Annotated in this window: 14 protein-coding genes; 1 reads left to right on the top strand and 13 read right to left on the bottom strand. The window is 40.5% G+C overall.

All coding sequences use genetic code 11. The features are described from left to right. Nucleotides 1-49: 49 nt before the first annotated feature. The 12 genes from IPO83_10720 to IPO83_10665 all read right to left on the bottom strand — a co-directional run bounded on the left by IPO83_10720 (nucleotide 50) and on the right by IPO83_10665 (nucleotide 15,697). Nucleotides 50-1,015, bottom strand: a complete 966-nt coding sequence (locus tag IPO83_10720) for a sulfotransferase (protein MBK9731739.1) — start codon at nucleotides 1,013-1,015, stop codon at nucleotides 50-52. A gap of 91 nt (nucleotides 1,016-1,106) precedes the next feature. After that, nucleotides 1,107-2,033, bottom strand: coding sequence for a sulfotransferase (locus tag IPO83_10715; GenBank protein ID MBK9731738.1), 927 nt, complete (start codon nucleotides 2,031-2,033; stop codon nucleotides 1,107-1,109). Nucleotides 2,034-2,120: 87 nt separating this feature from the next. Beyond that, nucleotides 2,121-3,023: a sulfotransferase domain-containing protein gene (locus IPO83_10710; GenBank protein ID MBK9731737.1), complete on the bottom strand. Its 903-nt coding sequence runs from the start codon at nucleotides 3,021-3,023 to the stop codon at nucleotides 2,121-2,123. Nucleotides 3,024-3,283: 260 nt separating this feature from the next. Further along, entirely contained in the window at nucleotides 3,284-4,756 is a 1,473-nt protein-coding gene (locus IPO83_10705; protein ID MBK9731736.1) for a flippase, read from the bottom strand. Nucleotides 4,757-4,780: 24 nt separating this feature from the next. Beyond that, complete coding sequence (locus IPO83_10700; protein ID MBK9731735.1) at nucleotides 4,781-5,659, bottom strand: sulfotransferase domain-containing protein; 879 nt, start codon at nucleotides 5,657-5,659, stop codon at nucleotides 4,781-4,783. A gap of 286 nt (nucleotides 5,660-5,945) precedes the next feature. Next, nucleotides 5,946-6,998, bottom strand: coding sequence for a hypothetical protein (locus tag IPO83_10695; protein ID MBK9731734.1), 1,053 nt, complete (start codon nucleotides 6,996-6,998; stop codon nucleotides 5,946-5,948). A gap of 4 nt (nucleotides 6,999-7,002) precedes the next feature. After that, nucleotides 7,003-8,445, bottom strand: coding sequence for an MBOAT family protein (locus tag IPO83_10690; GenBank protein MBK9731733.1), 1,443 nt, complete (start codon nucleotides 8,443-8,445; stop codon nucleotides 7,003-7,005). A 400-nt stretch (nucleotides 8,446-8,845) separates the two neighbouring features. Then, complete coding sequence (gene cysQ, locus IPO83_10685; GenBank protein ID MBK9731732.1) at nucleotides 8,846-9,622, bottom strand: 3'(2'),5'-bisphosphate nucleotidase CysQ; 777 nt, start codon at nucleotides 9,620-9,622, stop codon at nucleotides 8,846-8,848. Nucleotides 9,623-9,889: 267 nt separating this feature from the next. Then, nucleotides 9,890-10,630: a hypothetical protein gene (locus IPO83_10680; GenBank protein ID MBK9731731.1), complete on the bottom strand. Its 741-nt coding sequence runs from the start codon at nucleotides 10,628-10,630 to the stop codon at nucleotides 9,890-9,892. An 11-nt stretch (nucleotides 10,631-10,641) separates the two neighbouring features. Beyond that, nucleotides 10,642-11,799: a hypothetical protein gene (locus IPO83_10675; GenBank protein MBK9731730.1), complete on the bottom strand. Its 1,158-nt coding sequence runs from the start codon at nucleotides 11,797-11,799 to the stop codon at nucleotides 10,642-10,644. Between the two features lie 20 nt (nucleotides 11,800-11,819). After that, entirely contained in the window at nucleotides 11,820-14,225 is a 2,406-nt protein-coding gene (locus IPO83_10670; protein MBK9731729.1) for an SLBB domain-containing protein, read from the bottom strand. Between the two features lie 500 nt (nucleotides 14,226-14,725). Then, nucleotides 14,726-15,697 (bottom strand): SDR family oxidoreductase, encoded by a 972-nt coding sequence (locus IPO83_10665; GenBank protein MBK9731728.1) that lies wholly within the window; start codon nucleotides 15,695-15,697, stop codon nucleotides 14,726-14,728. A 527-nt stretch (nucleotides 15,698-16,224) separates the two neighbouring features. On the opposite strand from IPO83_10665, the gene IPO83_10660 reads away from it, so the two are divergent. After that, the gene (locus IPO83_10660) at nucleotides 16,225-17,526 is read left to right on the top strand and encodes a tail fiber domain-containing protein (GenBank protein MBK9731727.1); all 1,302 of its coding nucleotides are present in this window, start codon (nucleotides 16,225-16,227) and stop codon (nucleotides 17,524-17,526) included. Between the two features lie 139 nt (nucleotides 17,527-17,665). Here IPO83_10660 and IPO83_10655 read toward each other — a convergent pair whose 3' ends face one another. After that, a complete protein-coding gene (locus IPO83_10655; GenBank protein ID MBK9731726.1) occupies nucleotides 17,666-19,879 on the bottom strand; it encodes a sulfatase-like hydrolase/transferase in 2,214 nt (737 codons plus the stop codon). Nucleotides 19,880-20,094: the final 215 nt, after the last annotated feature.

The following is a 20,094-nucleotide window of genomic DNA, read 5'->3' as shown; positions in this document are numbered from 1 at the left end:
ATTAAGCTAATCTAACGACTTGAATGACTATGGATTCACTTCTCACTTCTCACTTCACCCATCCACTCAAATCCCTTCCCAGCAACTTCCCCAGCTTCATCACATCATCACGAAAAATGTTGACCAGGAACTTGCGTTCTACCGCCGTGATCTTTGGCAAATCCTTATCAGTATAAAATGTCTTCTTGAATTTTGATTTTACCGATTTAGGGAGAATGCCTTTCAGCCAATCCTTTACTTTCTTCTGTGTGTTTAATTTACCAATGAGTTTATTCCTGGGAATAAAAGAAGGATTAAACTTTTGTGAATAATCTATATGCACATTGGGATCAACGCCCAGGAAGGAAAACATATCCTTCACCACAGCGCCAGCATCTTTTTTAAAGTCATCGAAGAGATAAATGCGTCGCTGCCGCTCAGGAAAAATTTCTATGAATCTTTTCACCTGCTCGGCATACATGCCAATCTCCACATACAAATTGGAAATTCCCCACCCTTTCGGGTCGCGTGCCATGTCTTTCTTCAGGGCAGTCATAAAATCATCTGTTTCATAACCAATGCGAAGATCCATCAGGTAATGACTGAATGCACGATCAACAGGATTGCGCAGCATCATGATCACTTTGGCATCCGGAAATTTTTTAAAGATATTTTTAGCTGCTTCATGAGAATACAAATACGAATTGGTGATTTCTCCGACTGCTTTTTCATCCTTTACATTTTTGAACAACTTTGCATATTGGTCCGCATCTTTCACAAAAGCATGAAAGATTCCCTCCTTCATATCCGTTTCCAAAAATTTTGAAAGGTCTTTATTAAGTGACCTCGCATAGTTGGGGCGGAATTTTGTATTGTCAATATCAGTGGAGAAATGGTGCGTTTCCTTGATCGGTGCCATATAGATTTGCGGATGCATCTTCATATATTCATACAAAGAAGTGGTTCCGGACTTTGCAGCGCCCACCACGAAAAAATTCGGGAGCTTGTTATTTTGTCTTGTATTATTCGTTATCATGTCTTTTTATGCAGGTCATTTTTTTAATAATCAACCCACGCTTTACCGGGTTGTAAATAATTTTTCATTCAAACTTTTTGTGCTTTCCAGATCAGTTAATCCAACTTCCCAAATCACGTTTAATGAGATCCTGCAGTCTTAAAATATCTTCCCTGTAGATTTTCTTTAAAGCCAACCGCGTTTCCGGATTCAGTTCTTTTTTTTCAAGGTTGTATTTGTAAACGGTGCTTTGCACTTTCAACCGCATTTTCCGGCGAAGCTCTTTGGGCAACAGGTTGCCAAGAAATTTCTTTACAGGATTGGGCTTCTTCAAAAATTTATTCAACGCCTCTGACTTAGGTTCACCACTTGCATTCAACTCATCACCAAAGTCGAGCGGTATGCGGTCAATTTCCAAAAAATCTTCGAGTGATTGCACCAACTCCTCAGGATCTTTGCGCAGGTCTTCACTCAGGCATACTTTTACTTTTTTGAAATTTTCAAGATACGCCTTCACCTGCTTGTAATATAAGCCCCGCTCTGTGTATTGATAATCAAAATGCCAGTTTTCAGCTTTGCGTTGCACTTCCATTTTTAAAGCTGCTTCGAAATCGAGCGATTCAGCGCCATCACGAAGCTTGTGCATGTATTGTGAGAAAGCACGGTCGACGGGATTACGCAAAGCCATCACAATATTTACGCTTTGCGGATCAGGATGAATGCACAGGATGTTGGCAATTGTTTTCTCGTAGAAGTACAAGTAAGTTGTAGATGACTCGCCACGTATTTTTTTATCTTTTCCATCTGCAAACAGTGCGAGGTAATCATTTAAATGATTGACGAGGAAACGCGGCTTCGTCACTAACTTTCCATTGTTGATGAAGGTCAACTCTTCTTCAGGCCAGGCAAAATAACCGGGCTCCTTTTTTTTACTCATAAAAACCTGCGGATGCTGATCGAGCGCATAGTGAAGCGTGGTGGTGCCGCCTTTTGCAGCGCCCACGATCAATAAATTCGGCCAGACGTTTTTATCAGTCATGTTTTAAAAAGTCGTTAGTCATTAGTGGTGATTGATTATTGTTCATTGGTTCAATCTCTCCAATTAACTATTCACTATTCACCATTCTTAATTCTTAATTCTTAATTCGCCCCCACCATACCACGTACTTAAATCCCTATGAATTAATTTTTCGAGCTGATGAATATCGTTGATGAAAAATTTATCAATGAGTTGCTTTTCTTTTTGTTTATCAAGCTTAGCATTTTCGGTGGTTGCTGAATTCTTCTTCGCGATAAAACGCTGCAACCACTTTTTTGCGCCGGAAGGCAAGAGCATACCTAAAACATTCCGTACGGGATTTTTTTTCCTGGTAAGTTCATGCACCGCCTTATTCCTTGGTACAGCAGCTTCATTGCTTTTGATCTGAAGATTTAATGCTGCACGTTTCACACCCAGAAAATCCTGGATCCGGTTAAATGTTTCATTCCTGTTTTTGATGAAGTCATCTTCAAAAACAAGAAAAAGCATATTTTCTTCTTTAAAATATTTTTTGAAACGGTTCACCTGTTCAGTATAGTAACCGCGGGTTAAATAACTAAAATTAAATTTTTGTGAAGGATTTGCTTTCAACCGTACTGCTTCAGTGGCAATAGCTTCATCAAATGAAAGCTCTTCAAATCCCTTTCGTTTTGACATCAGGTAATGAGAATAAGCGCGGGAAACAGGATTTCTGAAAATGAAAATGAGCTTAACCTTGTCCCCCAAAGTTTCAAAAATGCGTTGAGCAGCATTCTCTTCATACATCATTGCAGGATCCACTTCACCAATTGCACTTTGATCTTTGCAATCGCTGAAATACGCCTGCTCATAAAACTTAACGCCTTTTGCATACTTCTCTTCGTACACAAAAAACTTCGTTTCCTTCACCTTTTGAGGGAGAAAGATGGAAGGATGTTGTTTAAGAATTTCGTAAAGTGTAGTTGTTCCTGCTTTTTGAGCGCCCACACACAGGAAATTGGGTACTGCCATCTGCACAGTCCGTTTTTATTTGGAAAACCGCAAATGTAACAAAAAGGGAAAGGTGGAGGAAGTAAGAAGTATAAAGTATGAACAAGTGATGTGCCGATGAAGTAATGTACCTATGTGCCGATACTTCGATGTGCAATAGTTTGATGCTTGAATTGTTTGATGATGCAATGACTCAATGACAAATGGCCAATGATTATTTACTAACGACTCAGGACTAACGACTCACAACTTTCTACTCACTACTCATTACTCACTACTAACTACTCAAAGCTACCAGTTTGATCTTCCACAGCACTTTCTTTCTCGCCATTGTCGCCTTTCTTCTTTTTTTCCGGCTTGAGCGCTTGCCGAATCTGCCTGATAAATGTTTTTGGATTTACCTTGAAAAGATCAGTGAAGTCGAGCGTATAAAATCCGTAATAATACCTTATCAGGAAGAAAGGAATCAGGTTCATGATAATAATCCCCAATGTATTTACGCAAGCTGCACCTATAATCCCGTAACGTGGAATAATGATCAGGTCAAGAATGATGGCAAGCACGGTTGTCATAACCATCAGGTTACGGTTGAGCTTCTGTTTACCGGTCATCATTAGAATATTACTGACAGGGCCCGTAGCTGCGTTAACGAACTGGCCGATAGAAAGAATGATGAGCGCCTCGGTGCCTGCAAGAAATTCTTTGCCGAAAATTCCCATAATAAAGGGCGCTAATAAAATAACAGCTACCAGGATAGGTGCTGAGCACCAGAAAATAATCTTAGTGGCGAACTGGGCTGATTCTCCCAGCTCTTTAATCTTTCCCTGTGAAAATAATTCAGCAAACTTAGGTGCTGCCGGTACCAGAAAGGCAGTGAGCGCAATGCGGGTAATGGTGGCCACCTTAAATGCATTCCTGTAAATGCCGACATCTTCGATAGAGGCATATCGTCCCAGAATAAAGGTATCAGCATATCCGCGAACCAGTGAGGCCAATGACGCTACGAACAGCGATATGCCGATCAGGAATTTTTCATTGAACTGCAGTCCCTCTTCCACATCCGTAGAAGCATAGTTTGAATATTTCAGGAAAAAATAACCGCTTAATATTCCTCCAATGGTAACAAAAGACACGTAGGTAATAACAGGCACCACCTTATCATCCGTAACAAAATACAGCACGGAGATGATAATACAGCCGAAGAAAAAATTGCTTACATTTTGAAGCAATGCATAAACCCTGATCTTCTTTAAGCCCCGCAATCCACCGTTGGAAATGTTGAAGATGGTTACCGGCAATAAGGCGATGGTTGCAATTCTGAATGCCCTGGTAACATCGGGATCATCTTTTTGGAATACAACGGTTGCTATCAATGGCGAAAGAAAATAAAGCGCAATGGTAAAAACCAATGCCAGCGGCACAGAAACCATCAAAGATTTATTGTACAGGTCTTTGATCCATCCAAATTTTTTCTGCGCTTTGTATTGCGCCCCATAACGCGTCATCAATGTATCACTGCCCAACTTGGTAATGCTGGCTGTGAAGGTCATCAGACTTTGCGACAGGTTATACAATCCATTTCCTGCAGCACCATACATCCTTGAAATAAGAAAAGTGAACAGGTAGCTGAATCCCATTCCCACAAGACGCGTAGTAAAGGCCGAAACACCACCTTTTACAATTTCATGGTGTTGAGTTTTATCCCCAGACTTTTGCTCCTGCCCTTCCATTGCTTTATCGTCTGTGTTATTCATACGGTAGTGAAGATATCTTTAATATTATTGAAGCCAGTTCTCCAGGTTACGACCGGTAACCTTTGAAAGCTTAGCTATATCATTTCTAAAAAACTCGATCAACCGCTGACGTGTTTCGGGTTTCATGGGTTCGGTTTTTTCCATAAAGTTTTTGGTAAAAAATTCATTCGTCCTTACGCCTTTCCGCTTAGGAAAAAATAATTTATACCCTTGTTTGAAAATATTATCTGACATGAATAACCAACGCAACACCGGATTTTTCCATTTCTTTCCTCCTTTATTCCATTGCCTTGTGTAATCAATAGTAACATCAGGATTTATTTCCAGAAATTTAAAAACACCCTCTAAAACTTCTTTCGGGTTACTTCTGAATTCATCATACCACATGATGTGCACATTCTTAAAATTTTCAAGGTATGACTTCACCGCATCAGCATATAAACCCATCGATTTATACTGCATAAACAGGGTGGAATGATTCGCAAACCGTTCTTCTTCCAGTGCGAGTGCATCTTCAAATGAATACTTCTCATCAGGATTATTGACATGCACAAAATTGTATGCCGAATAAGCACGCTCAACAGGATTCCGCAATATCATCAGAATTTTAACATCGGTGCCCAGATATTGTTTGATGTTTTCAATGGCCGCTTTGTAAAAAAAGAGATACATCACGCTTGCTTCACCAATCGCCTTCTTTCCTTTGGAACCTTCAAACAACTTTACATATTGATCGTAGTCTCCTATCCATTTCTGAATGCGGTCCTGAACTTCAGCAGCAACAAAAAACTGCGGTTCTTTCACTTTAGGCATAAATACATCAGGGTGCTGTATCATATAATTGTACAGCGACCGTGTAGCCGATTTTCCTGCTCCTACTAATAAGAAATTGGGTAATGACATTTTCAATTAAATTAGAAACACAACCTTATTCACCGTTCGATTTAGATTCAAATGGCACTTACAGCTGATGATGAATTGTGGTGACTGTTTTTATCCTGTTTAGATGTAAAAATATTATTAATACTTCTCTTAGAATCTCCCATGATTAATCAATTAATTTTTTTACAAATGCTCTTTGGAACACCATTCGGCTGCGCTCAGGGTTCGGCTTTGCCAGAAGCGCACCCTGAGCGCAGCCGAAGGGTAAGCGATGTAACAATTATATTGATTGGTTTCAAAACAATTCTTATTGATTTGAAATGAGTTTCCTGAGATCGCCGGCAAGATTTTGTGAAAACAAATTCGCGCCGTCTTTATTCATGTGATTGTCAAAGAAGTAATCAAGCTTATTGTATTGCAGATCCTGGCTGTAATCTTTAAAAGGAATGTTGTATTTACTACACACTTCCTGAATAGCCTGATAAGAAGGTTCCATCGCAAACGGTGCTAAAGCAGGCGACATGCTCACATATACCTTCGTCCCTTTGGCTGCAAGCGTGGTGAATATTTCTTCTAAACCCTTTACTTTTTCCGGATCTACCATTTTACCTTTTTCGTTCCTGAGTTTTGCATTCTCTTTGATCAGCTCATCTGCCTTTTGTTTTGAAATCACTCCTTTCAATGGTTTAAAACCGGCATCTGATTTCCTGTTCTTAAAAATACCCGTAAGAATATCAAGTAAGGAAGAATTATAGCGGTATATCATTGATAGCATTTTAAAACGTTCCGCGTTTACTGGTATCACATATTCTTCCATTGCGCCGTGCGTCATCCAAAAAGCTGAAGCAACAGATTCGGAAGGTCCCACGAGAATTTTGCCTGCCTGTTTTCGATCGCGAATTCCCTTAAGTAAATAAATATCGCGCACCTCCGGATAATCCTGGTAATAGGGTGCAAGTACATTCAGCCGGTCATAATGTACATCCTTGTAATACATTTCTTCAGGATTCAAATCAAGAATCACCAGTTTAGGAGCATAGCGACTGAGTGCCATTCTAACAATTGCCTGTTCGTAAAAGATAGTTTGACCATCATGACCCGCATTATAGCAGGAAATTCCCAAAGAATCTGCAATGTATTGAGGATTATAGTTTCTTCTGCCGCGCGAAGAACCGAGGATGATGACATCCTGATTCATTTTAGTGAAGGTGAAGGTGGTTTCTGCAGCAGGTCCGTTTTTTTGCGAAAAATACATCCGGTGTAATACCGCTCCAAACAATTGATCGAATGCAATGATGGCCAGCAACAACAGCAATCCGTTGCGGAAGAAAATCCATAACCTGTTTGAAGAAATCTTCATTGGGTTAGAATTGGAAGTAGATGAACTGGCTGGCATCGAAAACTCCGATTAACAAAATGAGTGAAATGACTCCTGCGAAAAAAAGGTATTTAAGTGTTCTGTTCTTTGGTTCCGGAAAGATGGCATTCTTATCCTTCGTCCAGTCTTCCTGGTAAATTTCCACCAGGAAAAGACAAACAATTCCAAACATTCCATACCACAAGGTGGAAGCATCACCGTTGTAAAATTTTGTGCTTTTGAAACTAAACATTTGTCCGTAATAATACAAGGCATCACTCACAGTTGGCGAACGGAAAAAGATGTAAGAGAAGATGCCGCAATGAAAGGCCATGATAGTGCCAACGACTCTTCCAAACAATGGATGAATACCATACACCAGGTTGTCGAATGCGGTGATCTGCTTTTTAATCACGAGTCTTGAAGCAAGGAAGATGAAGAATACCAGGAAACACAACACATATGTCCAATTGGCACCATGCCACAGTCCGGCTAAAAACATTAATACTCCGAGGTTAAAAATTCCTCTCCATTTTCCTTTCCTATACCCTCCCAACGGTTTAAAAACATAATCACCAAACCAGGTAGTAAGTGAGATGTGCCATCGCTGCCATACTTCACCAACTGATTGTCCTAAATAAGGACGTCTGAAATTGGTCATTAAAGTGAATCCCATCACACGGGCCGAACCGATGGCCATATCGCTGTAGCCTCCAAAATCGCAGTAAAGTTGTATAGCGAAAAACCATGCAGCCACCCAAAAAGTAAGCGGTTCGCCATCGTGCTGGTGTGGGAAATTAAAGACATTGGCTACATAAGCTCCTAAACGATCGGCAACCACTACTTTTTTAAATAAACCCCACAGCATCAGTTTCAATCCGGACACCACGCGGTCGTAGTCAAACTCATGTTTCTCATAAAACTGGTGAATCAGGTTCTGCGGTCGTTCAATCGGGCCTGCTACCAGTTGCGGATAAAACATGACATAAAGCGAGTAGATGCCAAAGTCGCGAACCGGTTTAAAGTTGCCACGATAAACTTCAATCGTGTAGCTCATCGCCTGAAAGGTGTGAAATGAAAGACCTATCGGGAGAATAATATTCAGGTATGGAATATCGAGCTGAACACCAAACAAATCGGTAAGCCAGTTGAGATTTCCCAGAAAAAAATTGTAGTACTTAAAGACAGCCAGCACACCAACGTTGGCAATAATACTCATGAGCAGGTAAGCTTTTCTGCGTTTTCCCTTAGCCTGGTCGATCCAAATTCCTGCGAAATAATCAATTACAATTGTAAAAAGCAGAATCAGGATATAGATGGGAATAAAAAACATGTAAAACACGCAACTGCTCATCAGGAGGTGGAACCACCTGTATTTATGCGGAAGCAAAAAATAGATGAGGGTTACTAGCGGGAAAAACAATAAAAAACTGAACGAGTTAAATACCATATGTTCCCTTGCGCCGGAGTGCTGTTTTCTGTTTGCTGCGTTTTAAAAAGCCGCGCAAATGTAAAAATTATCTTGGGAAGGGAAAAGGAGTGATGGAACTGGATTGGATAAAAAGAAGGAGTAAAGGAGTGTTGAGCGCGCTTTGGACCGATAATATTTTTCCTTCCGCCGGTTTAAACGGATGCCCAACTTTTGAAATAACTCACTCAAAAGTTTTTCTTCTTTTTTGTTCTTAGGCTCAATCAAAATTGTGTTCATGTGTCCCTATTTTTTTGAGAGTGAAATTACACGAACATTTACCAGGCAAGTTAGCATGTGAGTGCACAAAACAAATAGGGTTACCAACTACAAAATTCGCAACATTAAAGAATAGACTGTTGGCAAAAAACAAAAACAATAATCAGAACTCTACAATAAAAAACGGATTGAGTAAATTCTCTTTGTTGTATTGTAAGGGTTGCTTCGTTTCCCAGTTCAGCACTTTTCCGCCGGCAATAGCCACTACCGCATGACCGGCAGCAGTGTCCCATTCCATCGTTGGACCGAAACGAGGATATACATCGGCTTTGCCCTCGGCCACCAGGCAAAATTTCAAAGAGCTTCCTGATGATACAAACTCCACTTCCTTGCCTTGTTGCTTCAACTCCTCAACAAACTGCAATGTTTCATCACTCATGTGTGAACGGCTTCCCACCACATTTACTTTTTGCAGGTCGCGCCAGTTGGCGCCTTTTTGCAAATTACTTTCTGAACCGTCTTCATTGATTTTAAAACTGCCTTTGCCTTTTACACCATACCACAATTGGTTTTTTGCCGGTGCATACACTACACCGAGAATAGGTTCGCCATTACTCATCAAAGCAATGTTCACGGTAAACTCTCCATTCTTCTTGATAAATTCTTTGGTGCCATCTAAAGGATCTACCAGCCAGTACTCAGTCCAGTGCTTCCGTTCATCATAGGCCATCACCTTGGTTTCTTCCGAGATGATAGGGATTTCAGGATATAAAGATTTTAATGCGCTTACGATAATGCCGTTCGCTTTTTGGTCAGCCATGGTAAGCGGAGAATTATCTCCTTTAAGCTCTACAGTAAAATCCTGGGCATAAATTACCATGATTTCGTTTCCTGCTTTGTGAGCGATGTCTATTATTTTATGAATATCAATGTCGTTCATCGGATAGGGTTTGGATTTTTTTGCGCGGCAAATGTAACAAAGAATTTGTGGCGACGGAATGAGATTTTCTTCCATGCAATACAAAATCCATTTAGGTTATAATGCGCCGTGCATTTCCGTGATTCTGTGTCAGGTATTTACTTTATTGATTGCCCGGCGCACGAAAAGAACAGAAATTTGTCATATGCCTCTCTCTCCACAGAACAAAAATTAATGGAAATTGGGAAAACGATCATCAGTAAGTCAAACTGAAAAATCCAACTGAGGCTATAAAGTGTTATTGAGCAACTTCCCTGATGAAAGCAACTGCAAATAGTAATGGTCCTGCTGTACTGAGTGCAATACAGGCAGATGTTTTTCTTTATGAATATCCGTACCGGCAAAATCAACCATTTCATGACGTATTAAATCTCTGGCAACAGCACGGATGCCAGGATTGTAATAACCGGTGAGTGACATCAGGTTAAGCTGAAACAACACCCCGTGGTCTTTGAGTTTTTGATACTCATACATTTTCTTATCATGAAAGTAAGGATACCTTTCAGGATGTGCCAGCACCGGTTGGTAGCCATTCAGATTCATTTTAAAAACTATTTCCTCAATCATGGCCGGACGGCTGTTTGAAGGTAACTCAAACAACACATATTGCTTACCGAAACATAGCAATTCATTTTTCTCCACTATTTCAAAAAAAGTGTTATCAAAGAAATATTCTGCAGCTGCTTCTACCTGCAATGAAATAGTCTGCTCGACGCAGATAGCTTTTAAACGCGCAAGTCCTGAAGCAATGGAAGCAGGTGTGTTGTTATAAAAACCAGGATAGCAATGGGGAGTAGTGATACATTTGCTATACCCAAGATCAGCCATTCCGCGGAGCAGCAGCAAACATTCCGCTTCTGTTTGTGCGCCATCGTCAATTCCAGGAATTAAATGAGAATGCAGATCAACGGTTAGTGGTTGAACAACAGCTGGCTGTTTATTTTTATTTCCTGTTAAGAAATTCCACACGGCAGAATGGATCAGGCTGCTGTATTCTGGTTATTTTGTTCACGCAATTGTTGTCTTTCCAAAAACTTCCTGTTGGATTCTGAAACAGTGCGGGCAACGAGGGTAAATATGGATCCAAGGAAAACTCCTATAATTCCACCGATAATAAAGGCAGTAACTTTTGAAACAAAGGAAGCAGTAGTAGAGAAAACTGGATCATCAACTACCTGTAAAATAGGCGCGGTAGTTAAAATGGTCACTTTTGCCAACTCCACATTGTTTACCGCTGCGGAATACTGCTGATTCAATAAATCACGGTCACGGGTTGCGGCCGTTACTCCAACTTTCCCTTTCTGACGGATGAGGTTGTTGGTTACATCCTGCATATTGGCTACACGGTAATCGAGCGACTTAAGTGCACGACCCAAAGAATCCACACGGCTATCCGCAATACCAAGGTTCTTGCGGTTCAACTCATAAACATCCTCAATGAAGTATTTCGCCGACTTGTCAACCATCAGCTTCATCATGTTCATGGAATAATCAAAATTCCTGGTAAGGAAAGTTGCTGTATTAAAAGGACTCGATTCATCGTATTCCATCGTAAGATTATTGTCGATGATGCTCTGATAAATCAGATTAAGCACACTGTCTTCCAGGCGATTCATTTGTTCAAGCGGCTTGGGAACAAATTTGAAATCTTTAAGTATAGGACTCGCATTCCATCCCTTGTGCAACAAGCTACCTGTTCGCCATTTATATAGTTCTATATAATGATTGGCCATAAGATCTTTTTTCCCATTCATCATCCCTTCCAGCAACAGCGATTCTTTAATGACCCGACGTGATTGAATGAGACTGGCAAAAAATTTATTGTCAAATCCTCCTCCTCCCTTCCCTGTTGAACCCTGCAAACCCAAAGAATTAGCAATGGAAAGTGATGAACTCAACAATCCACTGGAAGCACTCTGACCCTGAATAGCAAAACTTGTGGTAGCGATATATTTAGTACCGTACCACCATGCATACAACAAACCGAGACCTCCAAAAACGAACAACCAAATCAAAATCAAATACCACTTTCTAAGCAGGTAAAAGAAAGATTGCTTGATGCCTGTCCATAATGGCCCTAAATGAATTTCTTCATCGTCCTGGTAAGCGGGTTGTATTTTATAACTATCCTGAGCCATGAAGGCGAGAAAATTTTCTGTTAGAAATTTATTCTGGTTACAAGAATATACAATGTCAGCAGTCCTGTTATTTTGATCATCGCACTCTCGATGAACTGGTTAACATCAAACGGTTCAGCAGGCGTCAATGGTATTGCTGAAGGATCTGCTTGCGGAGTGAATGGCACTACGATATAAGCTCCCTTTTCAACTTTCGGATATTTACGGATGAACGTCCAGCGGCGAGGATCTTCTACAGTCCCGCCCGGCTGAATCACATAGGTACGTACACGTTCCGCATCTTTCGCAAAACCTAGCCCGTAACGCTTGATATAGAATTTTGCGCGGCGACCTTCATGATAAGGTGCATTCAAAAGTCCAAGCGTATCGGCATAAGGATAGTTAATCATTCCTGTAATACTTACCAGGTCATTTGTGGTAGGTATATTGATTACGTCTCCCGGGCGTAAAATAAAGTTGTATTCACTTGACGGATCTTTCATGGCTTTTTCCAATTCCATAAATATGATACCGCGATCATCTTCAGCCCGTACTAGTGTAGCCTGATTAACATTTGCCCATTGAGAAAGTCCTCCTGCGCGATTGATTACATCCACGACTTTTTCTTCTTTATCGTTCATTAAATAATCACCCGGATAAATTACTTCGCCGGTCATACTCACCATACCTGGAGATTCGCCCATAAGCAGCGAACGAACAAAAATAATATCATAAGGCTCAAGGAGAAATGTTTGTGCATCCGTACCAATCATCAATGAAGAATCGATTGGAAAAGAAGCCACCACTTTTTGTTGTGGTGCTGATTTACCATTATCGCCTCTATATCTCGAAATTTCAATTTTAGTGTTTGCCGCTTCCAATTTAATACCACCCGCCGTATAGAGCACATCATTCAAGGTCATTCCTTTTGCATACGGATATTTTCCAGGCAACCGGATTGCACCATTGATAGATACCGATACGGAATCGATGAAGGTGGTTTTGTCGTAAAAGTAGATTTCATCCAGGTTTTTCAAGGTCAGGTTGTCAATAGATCTTGAATCACTGATAATATTAGCAGGATTAAAGGGAATATATGCTGAGGTCATATCTTCATTCTTGCGAATCAAATACGCACGGTCACTCAAAGCATCTCCGCGTAATCCATGCGCTTTCGACAGAACGTCACTGATACGTAATCCTTCTGTGTAATTAAACTCGCCCGGTTGCATTACTGCTCCGCTCACTTTCACAAACTGGTAGAGCTGACTTGGAATAGTGCTGATGAAAACTTCATCACCACTGTACAATTCATATTTGCCTTTAATCCGTGTCAGACTATCAATGTTAACATCAAACAAATTCAGGCGATTGCCTACATATCTTTTTACCTGTACCGATTTAGTGTATGCTTTTGGAGTTAAGCCACCTGCATAATTGATAAGCGTTGTAAGATCTTCTCCTTCTATCAACTCATACTTCATGGGTCGTTTCACCTCACCGGTAATGGAAACCGTTTTCCCGATAGGCGGTACAAAAATGTAATCATTGTTCTGAAGGAAATAATCGTCTGAAGCACCTGGATTTAAGAGGTAAGCATACACATCAAGCGTTTTAACGGTTTGCGCCTGGCGTTTGATGTAGATCTTGCGTAATGATCCCAGATCTGTTGGGCCATTGGCAGCCAATAAAGCATTAAAAGCCGTATTTAAAGCAGGAATGGAATACGTGCCCGGATTAAACACTTCACCCACTATGTTTACACCAATAACCCTTGAGTAAATAATAGTTACTTCAATCTGTGAATTCGGCATATCAAGATACGTAGCAAAACGACTGCGTATGAGTGCTTTTGCCTTATCAAGTGTTAATCCTTTCACATAAATTTTACCAACTCCTTCAGGAAAGATAGATCCGGTCTGATCGACGGTATAAGAACCACTGAAACTTGAATAGCCCCACACATTAATACCAACCTGGTCGCCCACTCCAATAATATAGGTACCTCCAGCCTGTCCGTCAAGTGCACGGTCAAACATGTTTAATGTTTTATTGCGAAAAAAGCTGTATCCATATAGTTCTGACGCAGGCAGTAAAGTTGAATCACGATAGACTGTAATAGTATCAGGGGTGACGGCAACAATAGGTGCAGCTACCTGAGTTGTAACAGGTTTTGGAGCCACATCGGAAGGAAGAACAGTACCAGTTCCAGCCGGAACTACCGACTGATCAGTAGTTGTGGTGGTAGCTTTCTTTTGAGCTTTTGCCTGAATGGGACTGATACCGAGTAATTGTAATGTTGCAGCATTGCCCGTAATGCCCTGCTGTATATATCCATTCTCGGATGGCGTATTCTTTGGTGGTGTGTCCTGTGCAAAAGTCGTTTGCAGGAATGATAACTGAACAAAGAGAACAATCAGTAGTGATAGCCGTAGCAACACGTTCATGGAACATTTTTTAATCTGCGAGATGCAAAAATAGAATTACTTTTCAATTTCTTCGGCCAAAGTAATCATTTTTTAAATCTGAAATGTGCGCCAGCATTATATTTCAGCGCACTCTGACAGTAAAAACAAACCTTAAAGTATCTTCTTTTAAAATCATACATACATTTTGGGGACATGATTTTTGAAAAGCAGCAACACAAATGACTGACCAATTATTCCGCAATAAACCATTGCTTCCTACTATGCAAAAAATTCAGTGGGTGTTTAGCTGATTTAATTATAAACAGTAGCTATTAAAACCAACTTTAATAAATGCATTCCGTCAAAACTCGCTATCCCTATCTTCATTTTTACATTAAAAAAATCATTTTGAATGATATGGACGGCAGCTTCAATTTAACTTATGCTATTGAAAATAAACGAACCGATAACTCATCACAAAATCAATTGTCAGCGCAAAAAAATTCGATCCATCATCGTTTACATTCAAAAAGGTTGCACTATTGGTTCAAAAGCATTCGTAATCCTTCTTCCAATTGAATAGCCGGATGATAATCCAACAACTTTTTTGCTTTGGAAATATCCGCCAGTGAATGTGCGATATCACCTTTGCGTGGTGATTCAAATTGAGGGGTAAGCTCTCTTCCAAGGCATTTACAAATGGCATCGAAAAGTTGTTTCACTGTGTATTGCTCACCAACTGCCACGTTATATACTTCATTCAATGCCATTGAATTTTCAACGAACAATGCTTTGATATTGGCCTGAACCGCATTTTCTATAAAAGTAAAATCCCTGCTGTTTGAACCATCACCATTAATGACGGGTGGTTTATTTTTTTTGATGTCGCGGATAAAAGCAGGAATTACGGCAGCATACGGACCCTCAGGATTTTGACGCGGTCCGAATACATTAAAATAGCGTAACCCTATTAACTCCATTTCAAAATTGTCGCTGAATACGCCAGCGTATAACTCATTTGAATATTTAGAAACGGCATAAGGTGATAATGGTTTTCCAATCTTGTCTTCTGTTTTCGGCAATCCGGGATGATCTCCATATACCGAAGATGATGACGCATATACCAGGCGTTTCACTTTTTTTTCTTTAGCTGCCCACAGCATATTCAAAAATCCACCTGCATTGATATGATTGGTGGTCACCGGGTCAAGAATAGATCGTTGTACAGAACCGAGCGCCGCTTCATGCAGTACAAAATCAATTCCTTCGCAGGCTTGCATGCAATCTTTAAGTTCACGAATGTCACCTTCCAAAAATTCGTAATCTGCATGCTTTTGAAAGATTGCAACATTGTCTTTGTCGCCTGTCAACAGGTTATCCAGCACGCGCACTTTTCCGGCCCCATATTTCAATAAATACTCTACGAGGTGAGAACCGATAAATCCGGCGCCGCCTGTTACAAGAAAAGTAAATGATGAAAGTGGTTTAGAGTGGAAAGGTGTTTGGTACAAGACTGACAGGGTTTGAAGGGTTTATTTTATTGAAAGGTATATGTTGTTTAGCGTTTAAATGGTTCTATGACTCAGGTCTTGATTTATTATCCGGTAATCATTTCAAATTCAGATAGCATTCAGGTTTATACGCTTCATTTATAAGTGTTCGCTGATAGCAATTGTCAATGTTCAAACTGCATGTCGTCCTCTAAATTCATTTGATCAAAATCGAGGTTAAAACAAGTGAAAAAACCTGATAAAATGTTCAGCCCCGCAATCAAGCAGTTTAGGTTACGCCTTCAAAACAACGCTTTCATAAAATTCATTTTCTCGCAAATGTGCAAGGCCGGCAAAATTAATACGCCTAAGTTTTTCTTTGAGGCAATGCAATTGATTATAAGACCGCTTCATAGAAATCACTTTACCAATCGCGAACCAGTCATACCGCCCCTCATTCACCATCTGCCACTTTTATGGGATTGACTTCGGTTTTTACTACCGCTTTATTTGCACCCGAAATATTCATCACCAAAAACCAAAAAAACATGAAATCAAAACTGAACAGCGCCCTTGTAATTCTGTTGGCAATCTTCATTTTACGTGGAACACAGTCGAATGCCCAAAATGCCAACACTACGCTTTCCAATCTCACTTCGCCTACTGCAATCAACCTCAGCTTATTCCCCGCCTCGTCGGCAACAACTGATCTGGGTTCTGCATCCAATAAATGGCGCGATGTTTACCTGGACGGATTTCTTTACCTGGATGGCACAAAGTTTCTAAGCAATGGTGCAGGTTCAGGCTCCACCATGGTTGGGGCATCTTCCGGAATGGGTGCAACGGGTTCTTCAAATACCTTCTATGGTAATTTCAGTGGCTTCAATACAACCTCCGGTTATGGCAACACATTTATGGGAGTCTACGCCGGAAAACATAATGTGGCCGGAAATCAAAATATCTGTATCGGCTACCTGACCGGTGGAGTAGGTATCGAGACTGACTTAGGTAGTAACAACACTTATGTAGGTTCACAAATCAGTTCAGTGACTGCAGGAATAACTAATGCCACCGGAATCGGATACAATGCCGATGTTACAGTGAGCAGCACTGCACGTATTGGTTCAAGCATTACGCGTATTGGAATTGGGAAAGAATGTTCTTCTTCCAGCATACTCGAATTTTCTGCTACCACAGCAAAATTAACAAGCGGTGGCACCTGGACTAATGCAAGTGACAAACGTCTGAAAGAAAACATGGAAGCAATGGATAAGCAAAACATTCTTGAAAAAGTGAATCAACTGAACATTACAAAATGGAATTACAAGGTTGACCGCGATCGAAAATATATCGGGCCAATGGCACAGGACTTTCATCAGTTGTTTGATGTAGGAGATGATACTACTATTTCTACTATTGATCCTTCAGGCATCGCATTGCTTGCTGTTCAGGCGCTGAGCGAGGAGATTAAATTGTTAAAGGAAAAGAACAACAAACTGCAGGTTCAGATTGATGAGTTGAATACAACAGTTTTCGGAAATACGATGGTGGATGGAGCAGCAAAGATTACGATCAGCAATGAAAAAATTTCATCATTGCTTGGTCAGAACATTCCAAATCCCTTTGAAAATAATACATTGATTCCTTTCCGCATTCCTAAAGGATGTATTTCCGCTTCTATCGTTATTTCGGAAGCTGCAACCGGCAGAATCATCACTGCCATCCCCACTTCCTGCAATGAGACACATGTACTATTTGAATCCGCAACACTGGATGCCGGCAATTACATTTATTCTCTCTTTGTAGATGGAAAAGCGATTGATACGAAGCAAATGCAACTCTTCAAATAATCTATTCCTGCTTTTATCATATCGGTCAATAAATTAAAAGAGGCAAATTGAAAGTGATTTCAGTTTGCCTTTTTATTCCTTTAAAAATGAAAACAGTTTTAATCAGCTATTCACGGATGCATCAAACTGCCTGCCTGTTTTAACGGACAATGGTGATTTTTTTACTGAATAGATCCTGACCAATTGCCACTTGCACATTGTAAATACCATCCGGAAGATTTGAAATATTAACCGTTACCCATTTACCTGCTTCAACTCCAATACTTTCCTGTTTGAATACCTCGCTTCCATACAAGTTATAGACTGCTACATTCACAGATCCATGGTTATTGCGCAAGGGGATTTCCAGTTGAAACGTGCCGGACGAAGGATTGGGAAACACCTGAAATGCAATACCTGCCTGCTCTTCTTCATCATCTGTAAAGCGGGTAAGAACAGGATTTTCAATGTTGCATACACTGATTTCTTCCGTTATCGTATCATTCAGCGCAGTTTTAAAACTGTCAAGCTTCTGCCTGTAAATCTGAATAAGTGGTTGATGCGCTGCATCATTAATCAGGTTGGTATTTTCTTTCGGGTCATTAGCAAGATCAAAAAATTCTTCTGTAATCTCATCGCAGTAATAATAGGTGTATTTGTAATGCAGACTTCTCACTGAACGGCAATTTACCGCCGCATCATTCAGCAGCGTTGCCTGATAATAAAAAGTATTCCTGTTTTTCTCACCCGTAAATAATTTATGCATGGATAATCCATCAAGCGGAATAGTATCGGGAACACCGGCGAGATCAAAGAGTGTAGGCGCAATATCAATGTTCAGCACCATCTGATTGGTATTGACAGAACCGGCAGGAAACCATTTCGGGTATCGCATAAACATGGGGACACGCATAGATTCTTCCTGTGGAACTCTCTTTCCCTGCAGGTAATGTTCGCCCATCAAGAACCCGTTATCACTGGTGAAAATGATCAGGGTGCTGTCAAGTATGTGTTTGTTTTCCAAGGCGTCATATATTTTCGTAAGATCCTCTTCCACTCCTGCCATCACCTGGAAATATCCAAGGTAATCCTCTGACAATCCTGCCGAATCCGGTGACACCAGGTTTCCTTCAGTTAGAAAATTGGGATAGTTAACCTCGTAAGGAGCAAAATTATCTGGAATGGGCATCACCTCATTTTCATAGAGATGTTTATCTTCTGTCCGCGGCTTATATGGACTATGGGTTGCAGAATAACAGATATAAATCAGAAAAGGCTCATTCACCCGATTGATGAGCGCGACGGTTGAATCAGTCAGAACATCAGTTACATGACCGACCATATTTTTAGTTGTACCGTTATAATTGAAATCAGCATCCTGGTGACCGCTTCCAACACGTGCCATCCACCAATCCCATCCCGGAGCGGGAACAGGATCCTGATCATTGGCATTCAGGTATTTGCCCATAAAGGCAGTGTAATATCCCTGCTGGTCCATGACGGTGGAAATGGTTGGCAGATAATCGTAAAACATGTCCTTATTACTCTGTGCACCATTGTGATTCGCATAAAGACCCGTGAGAATGCTGGCCCTGCTCGGATTACATAATGAAAAGATGACAAATGAGTTTTTAAAATTAACACCTTCGTTCGCGATGCGATCAATATTAGGCGTTTGAAAAAATGACGGAGCTCCGTTACAGCTATAAGTATCATACCTTGAATCGTCGAGAAGGATCACTATAGCATTTGGTTTTGAAGGTGTAGTTGAGTTGATAAGATAAACAGTATCAAGCGCGCTCCAGTTGCCGGTAGTATCCGAACAAGCTGTCACCTGATACATCACAGGATTTGTTCCCTGAAAAGAAAGCGTGGTGCTGGTAGCTGATCCGGTGGAAACATATTTCCATTTTGTGGCAGTAATCTTTTTATACCGTAGTTGATTTACAGTAGAGGCTACACAGGAATTGGTCCACGAAAAAGTAAACGTAGACGATGCAATAGCGGTTGCTGTAATATTAGTTGGCGGACCACATGGTATACCTGACTGCTCTATTTTAGAATAAGTACTTGCCGAGGATTCTGAACAATGAGAGGACACTGCAAAAGTATAAAGCAGGTTGGGTTGAAGCCCTGTAAATGTGTAGCTGGTAGCTGTAATTTGAGTGGGGATTTCAATCCATGGCCCCGAAGTCCCCTTGTATTTTACAGTATAAAACAGATTGTTGTTAACCGCCTTCCATGAAAGCGTTGCCTGGCAACCTGTTTCTCCTGAAAGCGTAAGCTTTTTAGGATGCTTGGAAGTACATTGTGCCTGCGAATAGTTGACTGAGGTACAAAATGCAAATAGCAGCAAAAAAGTAAAATGTCTCATAAATAAAAAGTTTGAATTATTGTATTACAGAAGAAAAAGAAACTAAGTAAAGATTAAAAGTACCATAAAATAGAAAAAAAATAAGAGACCACCTTCCAGGCCTTTCAGAAATTATATTTTCTATAGTTCCCTTTTCTGAATCACTTTGCTCATGTAAATATTAATCAACTCAACAGATAACCGTCTGATCTTTACCCATAATCCTTGTACATTTG

Source organism: Chitinophagaceae bacterium, assembly GCA_016717285.1.
GTDB lineage: Bacteria > Bacteroidota > Bacteroidia > Chitinophagales > UBA10324 > JACCZZ01.
The sequence above is the reverse complement of the archived record's forward strand: the minus strand, read 5'-3'. Positions and strand labels throughout refer to the sequence as shown.